We start from the raw sequence: 17,020 nt of genomic DNA on the forward strand, positions 1-17,020 counted from the left end.
GCCTGGTACTGACCGTTGCCGCGCAGCAGACCCACGACAACGCCCCGGCGGTCGCGCAGGCCCGCGACGACCTGATCGAACGGGTCCGGACCGAGACCGAGCAGGCCGACGAGTTGCAGCGTCGCCTGGTCGGGCTCCGCGCCGAGGTCGACGGCGCCCGGGACGACGCGCTCGCCGCGACCTCCGCCGGCTCCGCCGCCCGCACCGAGCTCGAACGTCTCTCCGCCCTCGCCGGCGTCAGCGCAGTGCGCGGACCGGGGATCAGGATCGTCGTCGACGACGCGCCCAACGGCGATCTGCGCGCCGACAGCGCCACCGGCCGGGTGCTCGACACCGATCTGCAGCGCCTGCTCAACGGACTCTGGGCGGCCGGCGCCGAGGCGGTGTCGGTGAACGGGCAGCGCCTGACCCAACTCACCGCGGTGCGCTCCGCCGGGGACGCGATCTTGGTCGCCTACCGGCCCCTGAGCCCGCCGTACGAGGTGCTGGCGATCGGGAACCCCGACGACCTCGAGGTCGACTTCGTCGACGGGCCCGGCGGGCGCTGGTTCCACACCCTGGAGGGATTCGGCATCCGCTTCACCGTGACCACGGAGAAGGACCTGCGCCTCCCGGCCGCCAGCGGCGTGACCCTGCGCAACGCGCTCGCCGGCGAACCGAAGCCCGCCACACCGAATCCCGCCCCGACGAAGCCGGCCCCGCTGAGCCCCGCCCCGACAACCGCACCGAGTGCGGCCGCTTCGAGTCCCGCACGGACCGACCGATGATTGGCGCTCTCGGCCTGATGGTCGGCATCGCGCTCGGGTTGGTCTTCGACCCGACCGTGCCAGTCTGGATGCAGCCCTACCTGCCGATCGCGGTGGTGGCCGCGCTCGACGCGCTCTTCGGTGCCCTGCGAGCGCTGCTGGACGGAATCTTCAGCGACAAGGTCTTCGTGGTCTCGTTCATCGCCAACGTGCTGGTCGCGGTCCTGGTCGTCTTCATCGGCGACCGGCTCGGCGTGGGCGGGCAGCTGACCACCGGGATCATCGTCGTGCTCAGCATCCGGATCTTCTCCAACGTCGCCGCGATCCGGCGCCACCTGCTCTCGGCCTGAGTTATGGCCGACGACATGCAGAACGACGAGCGGGACGACAAGCCGGACGCCAGCCTCGACTACGGCGCGCCGCCGGAGCGGGAGGACGAGACCCTGCTGATCGCGGGGCACCAGTTCGGCGGTCAGGCGGCCCAGGATGCGGCAGCGGCCGAGCCGGAGGCCCCGATGCCGCAGGTGCCCTCGACGCTGCCGCGCGTCGAGCCCGGCTTCTCCCCGCCCCCCGCCGGTTTCCGCGGCCTGATCACCGCCCTGCGGGTCCGCCGGGCCGCGCCGACCCAATTCGTGATCGCGGTGCTGTGCGGCCTGCTCGGGTTCTTCGCCGTCGTCCAACTGCGCCTGCAGGCCGACGACAACAACCTGCGCACCGCCCGGCAGAGCGACCTGATCCGCATCCTGGACGACCTCAACGACCGCTCCGAGCGCCTTGACAGCGAGGTCCGCGACCTGGAGCAGCGTCGCTCGGAGCTGCAGTCCGGCTCGGACCGGTCCAAGGCGGCGCTGTCCGAGGCCCAGGACCGTCGCTCGGTGCTGGGCATCCTGGCCGGCACCGTGCCGGCCCGCGGTCCGGGCATCCTGCTGCGCATCGTCGACTCCCAGCAGAAGGTGGACGCAGCGGTCCTGCTGGACACCCTGCAGGAGCTGCGCGACGCCGGAGCCGAGGCCGTCCAGATCAACGATGTGCGCGTGGTCGCGAGCACCGACTTCCTGGATGCCGCCCCCGGCAGCGTGCAGATCGACGGCGTGGTGGTGACCGCCCCGTACCTGTTCAAGGTCATCGGCGACCCAGATACCCTCGACCCCGCGTTGCGGATTCCCGGCGGGGTGTTCGCGGTGCTCGGCGAACGGGGGGCGACTCCCACCGTCGAGACCCGCAGGCAGGTCACGGTGGACGCCACGCGCCCGGCCGCGGACCTCGACTACGCCCGCCCGAGCGAGACGAACTGATCGCGCAGACCGACCCGCACGAAAGGCCCGGATGTCCGTCCCCGACGAGCTGAAGTACACCGCCGAACACGAGTGGGCACAGGACACCGAGTCCGGCTCGATCCGCGTCGGCATCACCGACCACGCCCAGGAGCAACTGGGCGACATCGTGTTCGTCTCACTGCCCCAACCGGGGGACAGGGTCGTGGCCGGTTCCCCGTGCGGGGAGCTGGAGTCGACCAAGAGCGTCAGCGAGATCTACGCCCCGGTTTCCGGGGAGATCGTCGCGGTGAACTCGGCGATCGAGACCGCACCCGAACTGGTCAACTCCGAACCGTACGGCGGGGGCTGGATGTTCGAGGTCCGGCCGGACGACCCGAAGTCGCTCAAGGAACTCCTGACCGCCGCGGAGTACACCGCCGCGATCGGGTAGACCCGCATACCGGACGATGTGACGGACCCGGTTGACCCTCGTTGACCGCCACAAATAGGTTCGCACTCACGCTCAACCTCAGGTACAGGGAAAGGCCGGAGCAATGTTCTGCAGCCAGTGCGGCCACCGGCCTCCTGACGACGCCCGGTTCTGCCCGAACTGTGGTGCCGCCCTGGCCGGCGGCGGGCCGGACGGGTCGGAGAACACCTCGAGCATCTCGATCGCCGGCCTGGAGGTGGAGGCCGAGGCCGGTCTGCTCTCACCCGGCGACCAGGCCGCTGTCGACGCGTTGCCGCCGGGCTCGGCTCTGTTGATCGTCCAGCGCGGCCCGCAGTCCGGCAGTCGCTTCCTGCTCGACGCCCAGCAGACCCGCTCCGGCCGGCATCCGGACAGCGACATCTTTCTCGACGACGTGACCGTCTCGCGGCGGCACGCGGATTTCGAGCGCGTCGGTGACGGCACCTTCCGGGTCAAGGACGCGGGCAGCCTCAACGGTACCTACGTCAACCGGGAACGCATCGAGGAGGCCGTCCTCACCGGCGGCGACGAGGTCCAGATCGGCAAGTACCGTCTCGTCTTCTTCGCCTCGGCGCCGGGCGCACTGGGCGAGGAGGCCGGGACGGAGAGTTTGTCTTGAGTGCGGCAATGCCGGCCGGGGGCAGCCACCTCAGCATCGGGGAGGTGCTGGCCTGCCTGCGGCCGGACTTCCCGGAACTGACGATCTCCAAGATCCGCTTCTACGAAGCTGCCGGACTGGTCGAGCCGGCGCGCACTCCGGCCGGGTACCGCAAGTTCTCCACCCGCGACGTCGAGCGGCTGCGCTACGTCCTTACCGCCAAGCACGACCACTACCTGCCGTTGCGGGTGATCCGGGACCAGCTCGAGGCGATCGACGCCGGCGAGGGCCCGGCGGTGGACCGGGGCGGGAGCGCACCCGGCCCGCACCCGCAGTTCGACCTGCGCCCGTCCGAGGTCCGCCTCACGCGCGAGCAGATGCTGGCCGAGACCGGGCTCGACCCCGACCAGTTGGCCGCCATCGACGAGTCCGGACTGCTGCACCGGCGGCGCGGCGGCTACTACGACGCCGACGACGTGGTGATCGCGACGATCGTGGCCGAACTGGGGCGATTCGGGCTCGAACCACGTCATCTGCGCGCCTTCAAAGGCGCCGCGGATCGTGAGGTCGGCCTGGTCGAACAGCTCGTCGTCCAGCCCAATACCCGACGCCGTGGCGGCGCCGGACTGGAGCGCAGCCGGGAGAACGCGACGGAGCTCGCGACCCGTCTGGCGCGCCTGCACTCGGCCCTGTTGCAGGCTGGGCTTCGCCACACCCTGAGCCCCTGACCCCGGGTACTGTGGCGAACGTGAACCCTCTCGACGTGGTCGGTGTGCGTGTGGAGATGCCGGCCAACCAGCCGATCGTCCTGCTGAGGGAGACGTCGGGGGAGCGCTACCTGCCGATCTGGATCGGGGCCGTCGAAGCCACCGCGATCGCGTTCGCCCAACAGGGTGTGGTGCCGGCCCGGCCGATGACCCACGATCTGTTCCGCGACGTCCTGGAGGCCCTGGGCCAGGAGCTCGTGCAGGTCCGGATCACCGGGCTGCGCGACGGAGTCTTCTATGCCGAGCTGCACTTCTCCGGCGGCATCGAGGTGAGCGCAAGGCCTTCGGATGCGATCGCCCTGGCTCTGCGCACCGGAACCCCGATCTTCGGCAGTGAAGAGGTCCTCGACGAGGCCGGGATCGCCATCCCGGACGAGCAGGAAAACGAGGTCGAGAAGTTCCGGGAGTTCCTGGACCAGATTTCGCCCGAGGACTTCGACACCACCGGCTGATCAATTCAGGGGGTGTCACCCCCTGAACGACGAACTGACCCTGTCTCAGTAACAACTGTCCCAACTGCCACTCACGCCCCACGCTCGGACGGCGAGTTGCGTTGACGGCTCGGTGCAACCCTCCTACCTTCGACAACAGAAACGTCTCCGGTGTAATTACCAGCACCGGAATCTGGCAGGAGGCGCCATGAGCGACACCCCGGGTACCACGGCCCCCGGCGCCACGCCGGATCCGCGCGCCGTGCTGGCCGCGGGCGAGCAGGGACTCCTGTTCGAGCCGGACATCTCGCACCTGTCCGAGGACGTCGGCTACCGCGGCCCGACCGCCTGCTCCGCTGCCGGCATCACCTACCGGCAGCTGGACTACTGGGCCCGCACCGGGCTGGTCGAGCCGAGCATCCGCCCGGCGACCGGCTCCGGGACGCAGCGGCTCTACGGCTTCCGCGACATCCTGGTGCTCAAGATCGTCAAGCGCCTCCTGGACGCCGGCGTCTCGCTGCAGCAGATCCGCCAGGCGGTCACCCACCTGGCCCACCGCGGCATCTCCGACCTGGCCACGCTCACCCTGATGAGCGACGGCGCCACCGTGTACGAGTGCACATCCGCGGAAGAGGTCGTCGACCTGCTCCAGGGCGGGCAGGGCGTGTTCGGCATCGCCGTAGGCCGGGTCTGGCAGGAGGTCGAGGGATCCTTGGCCGAGCTGCCGGGCGAGCGCCCCGAACCGGCCAGTGACACTCCGGCCGATGAACTGGCCCAGCGCCGGGCCCGCAAGACCGGCTAGACCCGCCCTCCACAACGAAAAGCGCCGCCGAGCCGAGAGGCTCAGGCGGCGCTTGTGCTTGTGCCCTGTCCGGGGTCCGTGGGGCGCCGGGGGGCGACCACTTCGCCGTCAGGCAACAGTTCTCCGGTGTCGTCGAACAGGACGACGCCGTTGCAGAGCAGGCTCCAGCCCTGCTCCGGATAGCAGACCAGGGTCAGGGCGGCCTCCCGGTTGGGGGCGGCTGCAGGCGGGCAGGCGGGCTCGTGTCGACACGTCAGCGTGTCAGTGATCGTCGTTGTCACATGCACAGCCTGCACCGTCCGTCTCTGGAGTACCTACTGACACGTGGTTAGGCAGGGCGAAATCCTGATGAACTCCAAAAACCCCGTGTTTCGGGCGGGCCGCGCTCAGGCCTCGCGGGGGAGGTCCATCGCCAGCACCGGCTTCGTGGTCGGGCGGGTCGAGCCACCGGCCGGCTCCTTGGTCACAGCCAACGCGCTCGCGTCGCCCGGGCCGTTGAACAGCCGGGTGGTGTTCGCCTTGCCGTCACTGTCAAAGGTGCCCATCGAGGTCACGGCCGAACCCGGGCCGAGCAGCCACACCTGGTAGGTGCGCTTCGCGCCGGCGTCGGGCAAGCCGTGGGCCATGAAGACCATGTCGCCTGTGCTGCGGGAGACGGTCAGGACTGCCTTGACCGCACCGTTGGCCGCGTTAAAGGTCTCGGCATCGGCCGCGGTCTGCACCGCGGTGATCTCGTCGACGGAGAGACCCGAGTCGCCCGAGTTCAGCCCCCAGGCGCCCAGCCCGACGGCAACCACGACCGCCGAAGCGGCGGCGGACATCGTCCAGCGACTCATCCGGGAGGAGCCCTTGCGGGCCCTCGCCTCGGCCAGTGTGCTGACCAACGGCGGCAGCTGGCGCGTCTGCGCAACCTCGGCCATCAGACGCTCGCGGAAGCCCGCCGGCGGCCGCTCGGCCGCCGCGATGCCCAGCAGGGTCGCGGTGGCGACCAGTTCGGCCACCTCGTCCCGGCAGTTCGCGCAGCTCCTCAGATGCGCGACAAAGGCGTCGTGTTCCTCATTGGTCAGTGCTCCGGTCGCATATGCGCCGGTGAGCAGGTGCAGGTCTAGGTCTAGGTCTGCGGCGCTCATGCGGTCACTCCCAGGCAGTCGCGCAGGCGAATCAGGCCGTCGCGCATTCTCGTCTTCACTGTGCCGAGTGGCACGTCCAGCAGTTCGCCCACCTCGCGGTAGGTGTAGCCGCCGTAATAGGCCAGGCCGACGGATTCGCGCTGCAGCTCGGTCAACGACCCCAGGCAGCGGCGCACCGCTTCTTTCTCCAGCCGGATCTCCACGCTCTCGGAGACGTCGTCGTAGGCCGGCTCGTACGTTCGCGGGGCCAGCTTGCGGACCCGTTCGGTCGCCGCCTGCTCGGACCGCACCCGGTCCACCGCGCGGCGGTGGGCCATCGTCATGATCCAGGCCATCGCCGAGCCCTGGTTCTCGTCAAAGCGCGAGGCGTTGCGCCAAACGGTCACCAGGACCTCCTGGGACACCTCTTCGGACTGCGCCGGATCGCGCAGAACGCGACGGATCAGGCCGTACACCGGGCCGGAGACCCGGGTGAAAACAGCCTCGTAGGCCGCGTTGTCGCCCTTGGCCACCCGGACCATGAGGTCCTCGAGGCGCTCGGGGGCCTGATCCTCGGCCGGGACGTCTCGGACTGCACGCAGCCCCGCCGGTCTCTCGCTCATGTCGTCTCTTCGGAACGGCGCTCGCACCGGCTTGGTCCCCTCAGCTGGGGTGGAAGGCCCCTTGCAGGGCATCCACGACCCCGATCATCGCAGCAAGCTGCGCCCGGAGCCGTTTGTCGGCATTGGCCGGGTCGATCGCCCCACCGGTGATGCCCTTGAAGAACGTCGAGACGGTGCCGAGGTAGGTGTTCAGAGCGTCCGTCGCGGTCCGCCGTCCGGCCAGGTCCCCGGCCTGCAGGCTGCGCGCGTAGTTCTCCAGATCGCGCAGGTGGATCCGCCAGCCCTGGAGGAACTCCGCCTCCTTGACCGGACCGCCGAGCTCGCGCACCTGGGCCGCGATCTGCTTGGAGTTGTCGTCCAGGCTGATCTGGACCCGCCGGTAGTTGGCACTGACCAGACCGGCCTTGCCCGGCTGGGCGAATGCGACCTGGAACGACAGGACCGCCAGGTAGGAGTGCCCGGTCAGCGTGGCGGTGAGCTGGTTGCGCAGCTCGGCGGCGTCGTCGGTGACGCTGCCGGTCCGGTCGGTGGCCGAGGCCAGGCCGGCGGCAAGGCGCGCGGTGATCTCCGGCATCTCGTCGGCGCCTTCACGAAGCGCGACGAAGCTCTCGCCCTCCCTGCCGGCGATGCCGTTGATCGCCTCCGTCATCGCGTCCAGGTAGCGACCCAGATCGGCGCGGACCGCCGAGGAGGAGATCCGGCCCTTCGTGATCTCGCGGAAGTACTGACCCGCCTGCAGCCGCCAGGTGTCGAGCTCGCGGCGTGCGGTCTTCTGGTCGGCGGTGTTCTCTCCCCGGGCGGCCAGGGCGTAGTCGGTGAGCAGGGCGACGTGCTCGCGCCAGGCCTTGCCGAAGTCGTAGTCGTCGAGGTCGAACGGCGGCTCGGTGGCGGTCGGAGCGGGCGAGGGAGTCTTCTTGTCGCCCTTCCCCTTGTCGCTCGGGTTGGCCGGCGGCGAGGTCGGGGGCGGGGTGTCGGCTCCCCGGGACAGTCCCTTGCCGCCGCCCTTGCCTTCGCCGGCGGCTTCGGCCTCCAGGGACTCCACCAGTTGGATCAGGGTCCGGGAGTTGGTCTCCACCGCGGCCCAGGCGGCCTCGGCCTGGGGGCTCTTCTGCTCGGTGGCGTAGACGGTGCTGACCGCCGAACCGGTGGCGTAGACGTGGGTGGCCAGAAGCCCGGTGAGCTGCGCGGCCAGGTCCGAGGCGGGGGAGGCCAGATCGCCCGACAACTTGTCCGCGGAGGCGATGCCGCGGGCCAGGAACTGGGCCACCGGGGGCGCCTGGGCGGCCGCGTCCAGGGCCCCGCTCCAGGGGTCGCCGTAGGCGGACGGGGTGACCGCGAAGCCCAGGTCCGGCGCCGCGGCCGCGCTCGTGGAGTCCGGCCCCGGGGTCGAGGTCCCGCCGTCGTCACCGCACCCGGTCATGCTGATGAGGGCCGCGAGAGTGGCGGCGGTGGCCAGGGAAAGGGTCCGCAATCTGTCCTGCACAGCCAAATACTGCCGTACACCTTCGTGTGCTCCGGACAGGAGATTCCTCGGCCCGTCGGACAACAATGGCGCAGCACCCACGTCCCGGAGGTTTTTGATGACGCAGGTCACCCCCGCTGGTCCTCCCGCCGGCGCACCCGCGGACGACCCGTTGGGCCCGGTCCTGTGGCAGGCCTCACCGGAACGGGTCGCCGAATCCACGATGGCGGCGTTCCTCACCTGGCTGGGGGAGCGCGAGGGCCGCGACTTCTCGGACCACGACGCCCTGTGGGCCTGGTCGACCGAAGAGGTGGACCGGTTCTGGGCCGCCGTCTGGGACTTCGTCGGCATCAACGCCTCGGCGCCGTACACCGCCGTCCGCGAGGGCGACACCATGCCCGGGGTGCGGTGGTTCCCCGGCGCGCGGCTGAACTTCGCCGAGCAGTGCCTCCGCCCGGGCGCGGACGACGAGACCGCGCTGATCTGCCTGCGCGAACCGCACGCCGGGGTCCCGCTCGCCCCTCGGAATCTGACCCGCGGCGACGTGCGGCGAGACACGGCCGCCTTCGCCGCCTGGCTCCGGGCCGCCGGCGTCCAGCCCGGCGATCGGGTCGCCGCCTATCTGCCGAACATCGAGCACGCGGTCATCGCCGCTCTGGCCGTCGCCGCGGTCGGGGCCGTGTGGGCGGTCGGCTCCCCGGATTTCGGTGCGGACGGCACTATCGCCCGGCTCTCCCAGCTCGAGCCGACCGTCCTGATCGTGATCGACGGCTACCACTGGAACGGACGCACGATGGACCGCCGCGACGTCGCGGTCCGCCTGGCCGGCAGTCTTCCGACGCTGCGTCAGATCGTGCACGTGCCCTACGCGTTCCCCTCCGAGGCGCTGCCGCCGTACGCCACGGACGGACCCGCGGTGAGCACCTGGGCCGACGCCACGGCGACAGAGGCACCCCCGGAGTTCGCCCAGGTCGACTTCTCCCACCCGCTGTGGGTGCTGTTCACCTCGGGCACCACCGGCTTGCCCAAGGGCCTGGTGCACGGGCACGGCGGCATCACGCTCGAGGGGATGAAGTGGGGCCGGCTCTACATCGACCTGCGGCCCGAGGACACCTACTTCGTCTACACGACCACCGGCTGGGTGCTCTGGAACGCGCAGTTGATGGGACTCGCCTGCGGCGCGACCGTCGTGCTCTACGAGGGCAGCCCCGGCCATCCCGACTTCGGCGTGCTGTGGGAGGTCGCGGGCATGACCAAGGCCCGGGCCTTCTTCCTCGGCGCGGCGCTGGTCACCGCGGCGCAGAACGTCGGTATCGTGCCCAAGGACCGGGTCGACCTGTCCGCCCTCAGGACCCTGCTGGTCAGTGGCTCCGCGTTGCCGACCGCCGGCTACCCCTGGGTCTACGAGAACGTCTCGTCCGACCTGCGGTTGGACTCCACCAGCGGCGGCACCGACATCTGCGGCTGCTTCGTCGGCGGCAACGACCTGCTGCCGGTCCGGGCCGGCCGGATCGCCGGCCCGATCGCCGGTGTCGCGCTCTCGGCCTGGGACGACGACGGCAAGCCGGTCGTCGGCGAACTCGGCGAGCTCGTGGTCACCGAGCCGATGCCCTCGATGCCGCTCTACCTGTGGAACGACCCGGACGGCGTGCGCCACCAGGAGTCCTACTTCGAGCCGTGGCCCGGAGTGTGGCGGCACGGCGACTGGATCACCATGGAGACCGACAACTCCGTCGTCATCCACGGCCGCTCCGACGCCACCTTGAACCGGGACGGCGTCCGGCTCGGCAGCAGCGACTTCTACGGCGTCGTCGAGGCCCTGCCGGAGGTGGCCGAGACCCTCGTGGTCGGCGTCGAGCAGCCCGGCGGTGGCTACTACCTACCGCTGTTCGTGGTCCCGGCCGCGGGGCACGTGCTCGACGAGGCGTTGATCGACAAGATCAAGAAGGAGCTGCGGACCAAGCGCACCCCGCGCCATGTGCCGGACGAGATCATCGCCGCCCCCGCGATCCCGCACACCCTCACCGGCAAGCGGCTCGAGGTCCCGGTGAAGCGGATGTTGCAGGGGATCCCGCTGGAGAAGGCGGCGAACCTGGCGGCCGTCGACAACCCCGACGTCGTGCGCTGGTACGCCGAGTTCGCAGCAGCGAAGCTGGCCGCTAAGGGTTGAGCACCCCTGCCCCACTAGAGTTTTGCGCGACGGGGAGCTGCGCCCCGGCCGCAGACCGTCCGGGAGGGCTCCGCCGTGCTCTACAGGGGGATGAAGATCTTCCTGGGACCCGTGGTCCAGGCGGTCTTCCATCCCTCGGTGAGCGGGCGCGAGCACGTTCCGACGGTCGGCCCGGCGATCCTGGCCGGCAACCACGTCTCCTTCTCCGACCACTTCTTCGTCCCGCACGTGCTCCACCGCAAGGTGATCTACCTGGCGAAGGCGCAGTACTTCACCGGGCAGGGCTTCGTCGGGACGGTGACCGCGAGCTTGTTCAACGCTCTGGGCCAGAAGCCGGTCGACCGGGACAGCGGGCGGGCCGGGCTGGCCGCGATCGCCACCGCCGGGGAGGTCCTGACCGAAGGCAACCTGCTCGGCATCTACCCCGAAGGCACCCGCTCCCCGGACGGCCGCCTCTACCGCGGCCGGGTCGGTGTGGCACGGCTCTGGGTGGAGTCCGGCGCCCCGTTGCTGCCGTGCGCGGTCATCGGCTCGTTCGAGGTGCAGCCGCCTGGGCAGAAGATGCCCAAGAAGGGCCCGGTCGCAGTGAAGTTCGGACCGCCGATGGACCTGGCCAAATACGACGGTCGCAAGCGCGACGCCCGGCTCTACCGCGAGATCACCGACGACATCATGCGGGCGATCCAGGAGCTCTCCGGCCAGGAGTACGTCAACGAGTACGCGACCGATGTGAAGGAACAGCTCGCGGCGGGCTGAGCCGCTCTTTCCGGCTGAGGCCGTTCCACGGCGCCCGGTTGATGCGTACGCTTGTCTACCAAGCGTTTGGTTGATCTAGAAGGGACGCTCATGGACAAGGTGGTGGCCTCGGCCGCGGAAGCGGTTGCGGACATCCCGCACGGCGCGACACTCGCCGTCGGCGGGTTCGGGTTGTGCGGGATCCCGGCGGTGCTGATCGACGCCCTTCTGGAGCAGGGGGCCTCGGATCTGAAGGTCGCCTCGAACAACTGCGGGGTGGACGGGTCCGGGCTGGGCAAGCTGCTCGGCGAGCACCGGATCTCCCGGGTGACCGCGTCCTACGTGGGGGAGAACAAGGAGTTTGCCCGCCAGTTCCTCGGTGGCGAGCTCGAGGTCGAGTTGATCCCGCAGGGCACGCTGGCCGAGCGGCTCCGCGCCGCCGGCGTCGGCATCCCGGCCTTCTACACCGCGTCGGGGGTCGGCACCCAGGTCGCCGAGGGCGGGCTGCCGTGGCGCTACGACTCGGCGGGCAACGTGACGGCCTCCTCGCCGCCGCGGCCGACCGCGGACTTCACTGTCGACGGCGTCGCGCGGACCTACGTCCTCGAGCAGGCCTTCTTCGCCGACTACGCGCTGGTGCGGGCGGCGAAGGGGGACCGGCACGGCAACCTGGTGTTCAACCAGTCCGCCCGCAACTTCAACCCGCTCGCCGCGATGTCGGCCAAGGTCGCGATCGTCGAGGTCGAGGAGCTGGTCGAGGTCGGCCAGATCGATCCCGATTCCGTCCACCTCCCGGGGGTGTTCGTGCACCGCGTGGTCGCGCTCACCCCGGAGCAGGCCGCGGACAAGCGGATCGAAAAAGCGACCACCCGCGAGCGGAAGGCCGGCTGATGACTCTGACGCGGGAACAGATGGCGGCACGCGCGGCCGCGGAGCTGCACGACGGTTCCTACGTCAACCTCGGCATCGGGCTGCCGACGCTGGTGCCCAACTACGTCGCCGACGACGTCGAGCTGGTGTTGCAGTCCGAGAACGGAATTCTCGGCGTCGGGGCCTACCCGTACCCGGAGGACCTCGACCCGGATCTGATCAACGCCGGCAAGGAGACCGTGACGCTCCGGCCGGGCGCCTCGTTCTTCGACTCTGCCCTCTCGTTCGGGATGATCCGCGGCGGCAAGGTCGACGCGGCGATCCTCGGGGCCATGCAGGTAGCCGCGAACGGCGACATCGCGAACTGGATGATCCCCGGGAAGATGGTCAAGGGGATGGGCGGCGCGATGGACCTGGTCCACGGCGCCAAGCTCGTGATCGTGCTGATGGAGCACGTCGCGAAGGACGGCACCTACAAGATCGTCAACGAGTGCTCGCTGCCCTACACCGGCCGGCACGTCGTGCACCGGATCATCACCGACCTGGCCGTGATGGACGTGACCCCGACCGGGCTCGTCCTGCGTGAGACCGCGCCCGGTGTCTCCGTGGACGACATTCGCAAGGCCACCGAGCCGGAGTTCACCGTCGCCGACGACCTGTGCGAGATGGTGGTCTAGTCAGTAGACGTCGCGCACGTAGCGGCGCTGGGTGACCAGGCTGCGCACGTACTCCTCGGCGCGGTCGCCGAGGCCGCCGTGGTCGCGCACGATCTCGATCAGCGCGGCGTGCACGTCCTTGGCCATCCGGCCGGCGTCGCCGCACACGTAGAGGTGCGCGCCGGCGTCGATCCAGCGCCACAGCTCGCGTGCCTGACCCCGCATCAGATCTTGGACGTAGATCTTCTGGCGTTGGTCCCGGGAGAAGGCGAGCGAGAGCCGGGTCAGCAGCCCGGAGCCGTACATCTCCTCGAGCTCGGCCCGGTAGTAGAAGTCGGTGGTCGAGCACTGCTCGCCGAAGAACAGCCAGTTGCGCCCGTGGTGGCCGAGCTGGCGACGCTCCTGAAGGAACCCGCGGAAGGGAGCGACTCCCGTGCCCGGGCCGATCATGATCATCGGGGTCCGGCCGTCGGCCGGGGGACGGAAGTGCGGGGAACGTTGCAGGAAGACCGGCACCGTCTCGTCCTCGCAGCGGTCGGCCAGGAAGGTCGAGCAGACCCCCTGCCGGGCGCGGCCCTCGTAGGCGTACCGCACCGCGGAGACCGTGAGCACGACCTCGTGCGGGGACTCCTTGGGGCTGGATGAGATCGAATACAGCCGCGGGGTCAGGCGCCGGAGCACCCCGAGCCAGTCCTCGGCCCCGGCGCGGACCGGGTACTCGCCGATGAGGTCCATCGACTGCTTGCCCCACAGCCACTGCTCGAGGGCGATCTTGTTGTTGGCGCGCAGCAGTCGGGCCAGGTCGCGGTCCGGGTGTCGCTCGTTGACGAAGCGCATCAGGTCCGGGGTGATCCGGACGATGTCCAGGTACTCCCGCGCCGCGGTCCGCAGGTCCATCTCCGGCAGGTCGTCCAAGCCGACCGCGACCGCGCCGTCGAGGCCGGTCGCCTCGAGCCACTCGTCGACGACGGTCTCGTCGTTCTTCGGCCAGACCCCGATCGCGTCCCCGACCTCGTAGTCGCAGCCGTCCTCGAGCGCGAAGCCGAACTGGCGGACGTCCTTGGCCGACCCCGGCGCGGTGAGCGCGAGGTTGGTGACCAGGCGGGTCGGCAGCGGCTTGCGCCGGGTGAAGGCAGCCCCTGCGCCCGACCCGACGTCCGCGAACTCGACATCCGGGGAGACGTACTCCGAGCCGGGCTCGGGCGCCGGGACCGGCACCGACGCCGGCAGCGGGGCGACCCGAATCTGGGGAAGACCCCGATCAGGCCGTGACGCGCTGTCCTCGGCCTTCGCCACCGCCGGGGCGGTCGGCGTGGTCTCAGACGGACTGCCGCCCTCGTCGGGGCCCAGCAGGTCGCGGATCACGGTGAGCCAGTTGGCGGCGCGGGCGCGGTCGTCGGGACCGGCGTCGACCCGCTCGTGCAGGCGGGTGGCGCCGAGCTCGGCGAGGCGCTCGTCGACCCGGCGGCCGTGCCCGCAGAACTCGGCGTAGCTCGGGTCCCCGAAGGCCAGGACGGCGTAGCTGACGCCCTCCAGCCGGGGCGCATCGGCCGCGGACAGCGCGTCCCAGAACGCTTGACCGTTGTCCGGTGACTCGCCGTCTCCGAAGGTACTCGTCACCACCAATAGGGTCGTGACCTGCGGCAATGCGGCGACGTCAATCTTATCCATAACGGTCAGGCTGATGGTTAGACCGCCCCGTTTCAGCAGGGCGGCGGCACCTTCGGCGAATTCTTCTGCGTTACCGGTCTGGGACGCCCAGGCCAGCAGGACGTGACCGGCATGGGCGGCCTCCGCCGCCCCGTCGCTCCGGATGTCATCCGCAGGGGAGACGCCGCGGAGGACATGCGTGGCGGATCCGGTCCGGGCGTAGAGGCCGGCGAGCATTCCCGACACCCAGGCCCGGTGGAACTCGTCGAAGGGCGCGTCGGCCGGCAGGACGGGGACGCCCTCGCGCGCGTGCTCAGTGCCGAGGGCCCAGATCAGCCCGGCCAGATATCGGCGCTGGGCGTCGGTGAAGGCGGGGACGGTCAGGTCGCCGAGGCCGAGGGCGGCGGCCAGCGAACTCGGCGCCGACACCGGCAGGGGAGCCGACGCGGGTTCGGCCTCGGCCGCCACCCGGGTCAGGCTGACCGCGCAGACCTTGAACTCGGGCTGGAACGAGAACGGATCGACGGCGTCGTTGGTGACCGCGTTGACCGCGAGATCGACGCCGAACGCGTCGTTCCAGTGGAACGGCGCCCAGCAGGTGCCCGACGCCATCCGGTCGCTGACCGCGGCCGGCAGAACGGCGCGACCGCGCCGGGAGACGATCTCCACGGCATCGCCGTCGGTGATGCCGAGCGCCGCCGCGTCGTCGGGATTGAGCTCCACGAACGGGCCCGGGTTGAGCTTGGCGAGCCGGGCGATCTTGCCGGTCTTGGTCAGCGTGTGCCACTGGTGCTGCACCCGGCCGGTGGTGAGCACGAAGGGGTGCGCCTCGTCGGGCAGCTCGGCCGGGCCGGCGTGCGGGCGGGCGTGAAAGACCGCGCGGCCGTCCGGGGTCGCGAAGGCCAGCGCAGGGGCGGTGCCGTCCTCGCGGGTGACCAGGGTGCGGCTGCGGCCGTCGTTGAGGTAGCGGATCGGGTGGCGATCGTCGGTGTCGTCCGGCGGCGAGGGCCACTGCACGGGGGAGCGGCGCAGCCGGTCGTAGGTGACGCCCCGGATGTCCCAGCCGGTCGCCGGGTTTGCCGCGGCGCGCAGCTCGTCGAAGATCTGCTCCGCGCTGGTGTAGTCGAACGCCTCCGTATACCCGAGCCCGCGGGCGATGCGCGCGATCAGGTCCCAGTCGGCGAGAGCCTCCCCGGGCGCGTCCGCGACAGGCTGAAGCAGCGTCAGATTGCGCTCGGAGTTGACGAAGACCCCGTCGACCTCGGTCCACATCGCGGCCGGCAGCACGATGTCGGCGTAGGCGTTGGTCTCGGCATCGATGAAGGCGTCCTGCACGATCACCAGCTCGGCAGCCTGCAGACCGGCGATGACGGTGTTGCGATTCGCGACCGAGGCAACCGGGTTCGTGCAGATCACCCAGATCGCTTTGATCTCCCCGGCGGCGGCTTTCTCGAACAGTTCGACCGTGCCCCGGCCGACCTCGGTGCGCAGGGTGCCTTCCGGCAGGTTCCAGAGCTTCTCCACGAAGGCCCGGTCGTCGGGGGAGAGCACAGCGCGCTGGCCGGGCAGGCCCGCGCCCATGTACCCCATCTCCCGGCCGCCCATCGCGTTCGGCTGTCCGGTCAGGGAGAACGGGCCGGACCCGGTGCGGCAGATCGCGCCCGTGGCCAGGTGCAGGTTGCAGATGGCGTTGGTGTTCCACGTCCCCTGCACGGACTGGTTGAGGCCCATCGTCCAGCAGGTCATCCAGTTCCCGGCCTCGCCGATCCACCTGGCCGCGGTCCACAGGTCGTGCTCGGCGAGGCCGGTGATGCCCGCGACCGCCGCCGGGGCGTAGTCGGCGAGCATCGCCGTCAGCGGCTCCCAGCCGGTGGTGAACTCAGCGATGAAGTCCGGGTCGGTGTGGCCGTTCTCGACCAGCAGGTGCAGCAGACCGTTCAGCAGGGCAAGGTCGGTGCCGGGCTTCACCTGCAGGAACAGGTGGGCCTTGTCCGCGGTTGCCGTGCGCCGGACGTCGACCACGATCAGCTTCGCGCCGGCCCTGACCCGCTCCATCATGCGCAGGAACAGGACCGGGTGGCAGTCGGCCATGTTGGACCCGATGACCAGGAACGCGTCGGCGGCATCGAAGTCGTCGTAGGACCCGGGGGGAGCATCCGAGCCGAGCGACTGCTTGTAGCCGACGCCGGCGCTGGCCATGCACAGCCGCGAGTTGGACTCGATGTTGTTGGTGCGCAGGTAGCCCTTGGTCAGCTTGTTCGACAGGTACTGCGCCTCGGTGGTCATCTGCCCGGAGACGTAGAGCGCGACCGAGTCCGGGCCGTGCTCGTCGACGATCGCGCGCAGCCGGGCGACAGCCTCGGTGATCGCGTCGTCCACCCCGACGGCGATCGGGGTCGCGCCACGCTCGGGACGGATCAGCGCGGTCTCCAGTCGGCCAGGGGCGCAGGCGACCTCGGCGCTGGTGGCGCCCTTGGTGCACAGCCGGCCCCGGTTGGCCGGATGCTCCTTGTCCCCGACGATCGAGAGCACCCGCCGCCCGCCGGCCGCGTCCTGGCCCACCTCGGCCACGATGCCGCAGCCCACGCCGCAGTAGGAGCAGACTCCGCGGACGTGCTCGGTGGACGGGTGGGGGCTCACCCTGTCAGGGAAGCCGCCCCGTGTTTCAGGACCGTT

17 protein-coding genes are annotated in these 17,020 nt (G+C 70.5%); 12 read left to right on the forward strand and 5 right to left on the reverse strand.

The window, feature by feature from the left end; translation table 11 throughout:
* The 8 genes from H0X00_RS02330 to H0X00_RS02365 form a co-directional block, all read left to right on the forward strand.
* The coding region (locus H0X00_RS02330; protein WP_293767085.1) for a DUF881 domain-containing protein at window positions 1-767 on the forward strand (767 nt) is incomplete at its 5' end.
* Window positions 764-1,096 carry a DUF1290 domain-containing protein gene (locus tag H0X00_RS02335; protein ID WP_293767086.1) on the forward strand — a complete coding sequence of 111 codons (333 nt, stop codon included), beginning with the start codon at window positions 764-766 and terminating at the stop codon, window positions 1,094-1,096. The genes H0X00_RS02330 and H0X00_RS02335, both read left to right, overlap by 4 nt.
* A 15-nt stretch (window positions 1,097-1,111) precedes the next feature.
* Window positions 1,112-2,041: a DUF881 domain-containing protein gene (locus H0X00_RS02340; RefSeq protein ID WP_293767087.1), complete on the forward strand. Its 930-nt coding sequence runs from the start codon at window positions 1,112-1,114 to the stop codon at window positions 2,039-2,041.
* Between the two features lie 31 nt (window positions 2,042-2,072).
* Window positions 2,073-2,453, forward strand: coding sequence for a glycine cleavage system protein GcvH (gene gcvH / locus H0X00_RS02345; protein ID WP_293767089.1), 381 nt, complete (start codon window positions 2,073-2,075; stop codon window positions 2,451-2,453).
* A gap of 103 nt (window positions 2,454-2,556) precedes the next feature.
* Entirely contained in the window at window positions 2,557-3,090 is a 534-nt protein-coding gene (locus H0X00_RS02350; RefSeq protein WP_293767090.1) for an FHA domain-containing protein, read from the forward strand.
* Between the two features lie 8 nt (window positions 3,091-3,098).
* Window positions 3,099-3,797: a MerR family transcriptional regulator gene (locus H0X00_RS02355; protein WP_367186398.1), complete on the forward strand. Its 699-nt coding sequence runs from the start codon at window positions 3,099-3,101 to the stop codon at window positions 3,795-3,797.
* A gap of 20 nt (window positions 3,798-3,817) precedes the next feature.
* Window positions 3,818-4,288, forward strand: coding sequence for a bifunctional nuclease family protein (locus H0X00_RS02360; protein ID WP_293767092.1), 471 nt, complete (start codon window positions 3,818-3,820; stop codon window positions 4,286-4,288).
* Between the two features lie 187 nt (window positions 4,289-4,475).
* Window positions 4,476-5,069, forward strand: coding sequence for a MerR family transcriptional regulator (locus H0X00_RS02365; protein WP_293767093.1), 594 nt, complete (start codon window positions 4,476-4,478; stop codon window positions 5,067-5,069).
* A 41-nt stretch (window positions 5,070-5,110) separates the two neighbouring features.
* Here the strand turns inward: H0X00_RS02365 and H0X00_RS02370 are convergent, their stop codons facing one another.
* The 4 genes from H0X00_RS02370 to H0X00_RS02385 all read right to left on the reverse strand — a co-directional run bounded on the left by H0X00_RS02370 (window position 5,111) and on the right by H0X00_RS02385 (window position 8,284).
* The gene (locus H0X00_RS02370; protein ID WP_293767095.1) at window positions 5,111-5,350 is read right to left on the reverse strand and encodes a DUF5999 family protein; all 240 of its coding nucleotides are present in this window, start codon (window positions 5,348-5,350) and stop codon (window positions 5,111-5,113) included.
* Between the two features lie 105 nt (window positions 5,351-5,455).
* Window positions 5,456-6,199, reverse strand: coding sequence for an anti-sigma factor (locus H0X00_RS02375; RefSeq protein ID WP_293767096.1), 744 nt, complete (start codon window positions 6,197-6,199; stop codon window positions 5,456-5,458).
* Window positions 6,196-6,801, reverse strand: a complete 606-nt coding sequence (locus H0X00_RS02380; RefSeq protein ID WP_293767097.1) for a sigma-70 family RNA polymerase sigma factor — start codon at window positions 6,799-6,801, stop codon at window positions 6,196-6,198. The genes H0X00_RS02375 and H0X00_RS02380 overlap by 4 nt, the downstream gene beginning before the upstream one ends.
* 40 nt (window positions 6,802-6,841) lie before the next feature.
* The gene (locus H0X00_RS02385; RefSeq protein WP_293767098.1) at window positions 6,842-8,284 is read right to left on the reverse strand and encodes a hypothetical protein; all 1,443 of its coding nucleotides are present in this window, start codon (window positions 8,282-8,284) and stop codon (window positions 6,842-6,844) included.
* A 97-nt stretch (window positions 8,285-8,381) separates the two neighbouring features.
* Between H0X00_RS02385 and H0X00_RS02390 the strand changes: the two genes are divergently transcribed.
* The 4 genes from H0X00_RS02390 to H0X00_RS02405 all read left to right on the forward strand — a co-directional run bounded on the left by H0X00_RS02390 (window position 8,382) and on the right by H0X00_RS02405 (window position 12,715).
* Entirely contained in the window at window positions 8,382-10,433 is a 2,052-nt protein-coding gene (locus H0X00_RS02390) for an acetoacetate--CoA ligase (RefSeq protein WP_293767099.1), read from the forward strand.
* A gap of 90 nt (window positions 10,434-10,523) precedes the next feature.
* Complete coding sequence (locus H0X00_RS02395) at window positions 10,524-11,189, forward strand: 1-acyl-sn-glycerol-3-phosphate acyltransferase (RefSeq protein ID WP_293767100.1); 666 nt, start codon at window positions 10,524-10,526, stop codon at window positions 11,187-11,189.
* A gap of 90 nt (window positions 11,190-11,279) precedes the next feature.
* The gene (locus H0X00_RS02400) at window positions 11,280-12,059 is read left to right on the forward strand and encodes a CoA transferase subunit A (protein WP_293767101.1); all 780 of its coding nucleotides are present in this window, start codon (window positions 11,280-11,282) and stop codon (window positions 12,057-12,059) included.
* On the forward strand, window positions 12,059-12,715 hold the full coding sequence (locus tag H0X00_RS02405) for a CoA transferase subunit B (RefSeq protein WP_293767102.1): 657 nt from the start codon (window positions 12,059-12,061) through the stop codon (window positions 12,713-12,715). Before H0X00_RS02400 ends, H0X00_RS02405 begins: the two co-directional genes overlap by 1 nt.
* Here the strand turns inward: H0X00_RS02405 and H0X00_RS02410 are convergent, their stop codons facing one another.
* Window positions 12,716-16,984 carry a bifunctional nitrate reductase/sulfite reductase flavoprotein subunit alpha gene (locus tag H0X00_RS02410; RefSeq protein ID WP_293767103.1) on the reverse strand — a complete coding sequence of 1,423 codons (4,269 nt, stop codon included), beginning with the start codon at window positions 16,982-16,984 and terminating at the stop codon, window positions 12,716-12,718.
* Window positions 16,985-17,020: the final 36 nt, after the last annotated feature.

Origin of the sequence: Sporichthya sp., from assembly GCF_013815995.1 — a bacterium.
Taxonomy (GTDB): domain Bacteria; phylum Actinomycetota; class Actinomycetes; order Sporichthyales; family Sporichthyaceae; genus Sporichthya.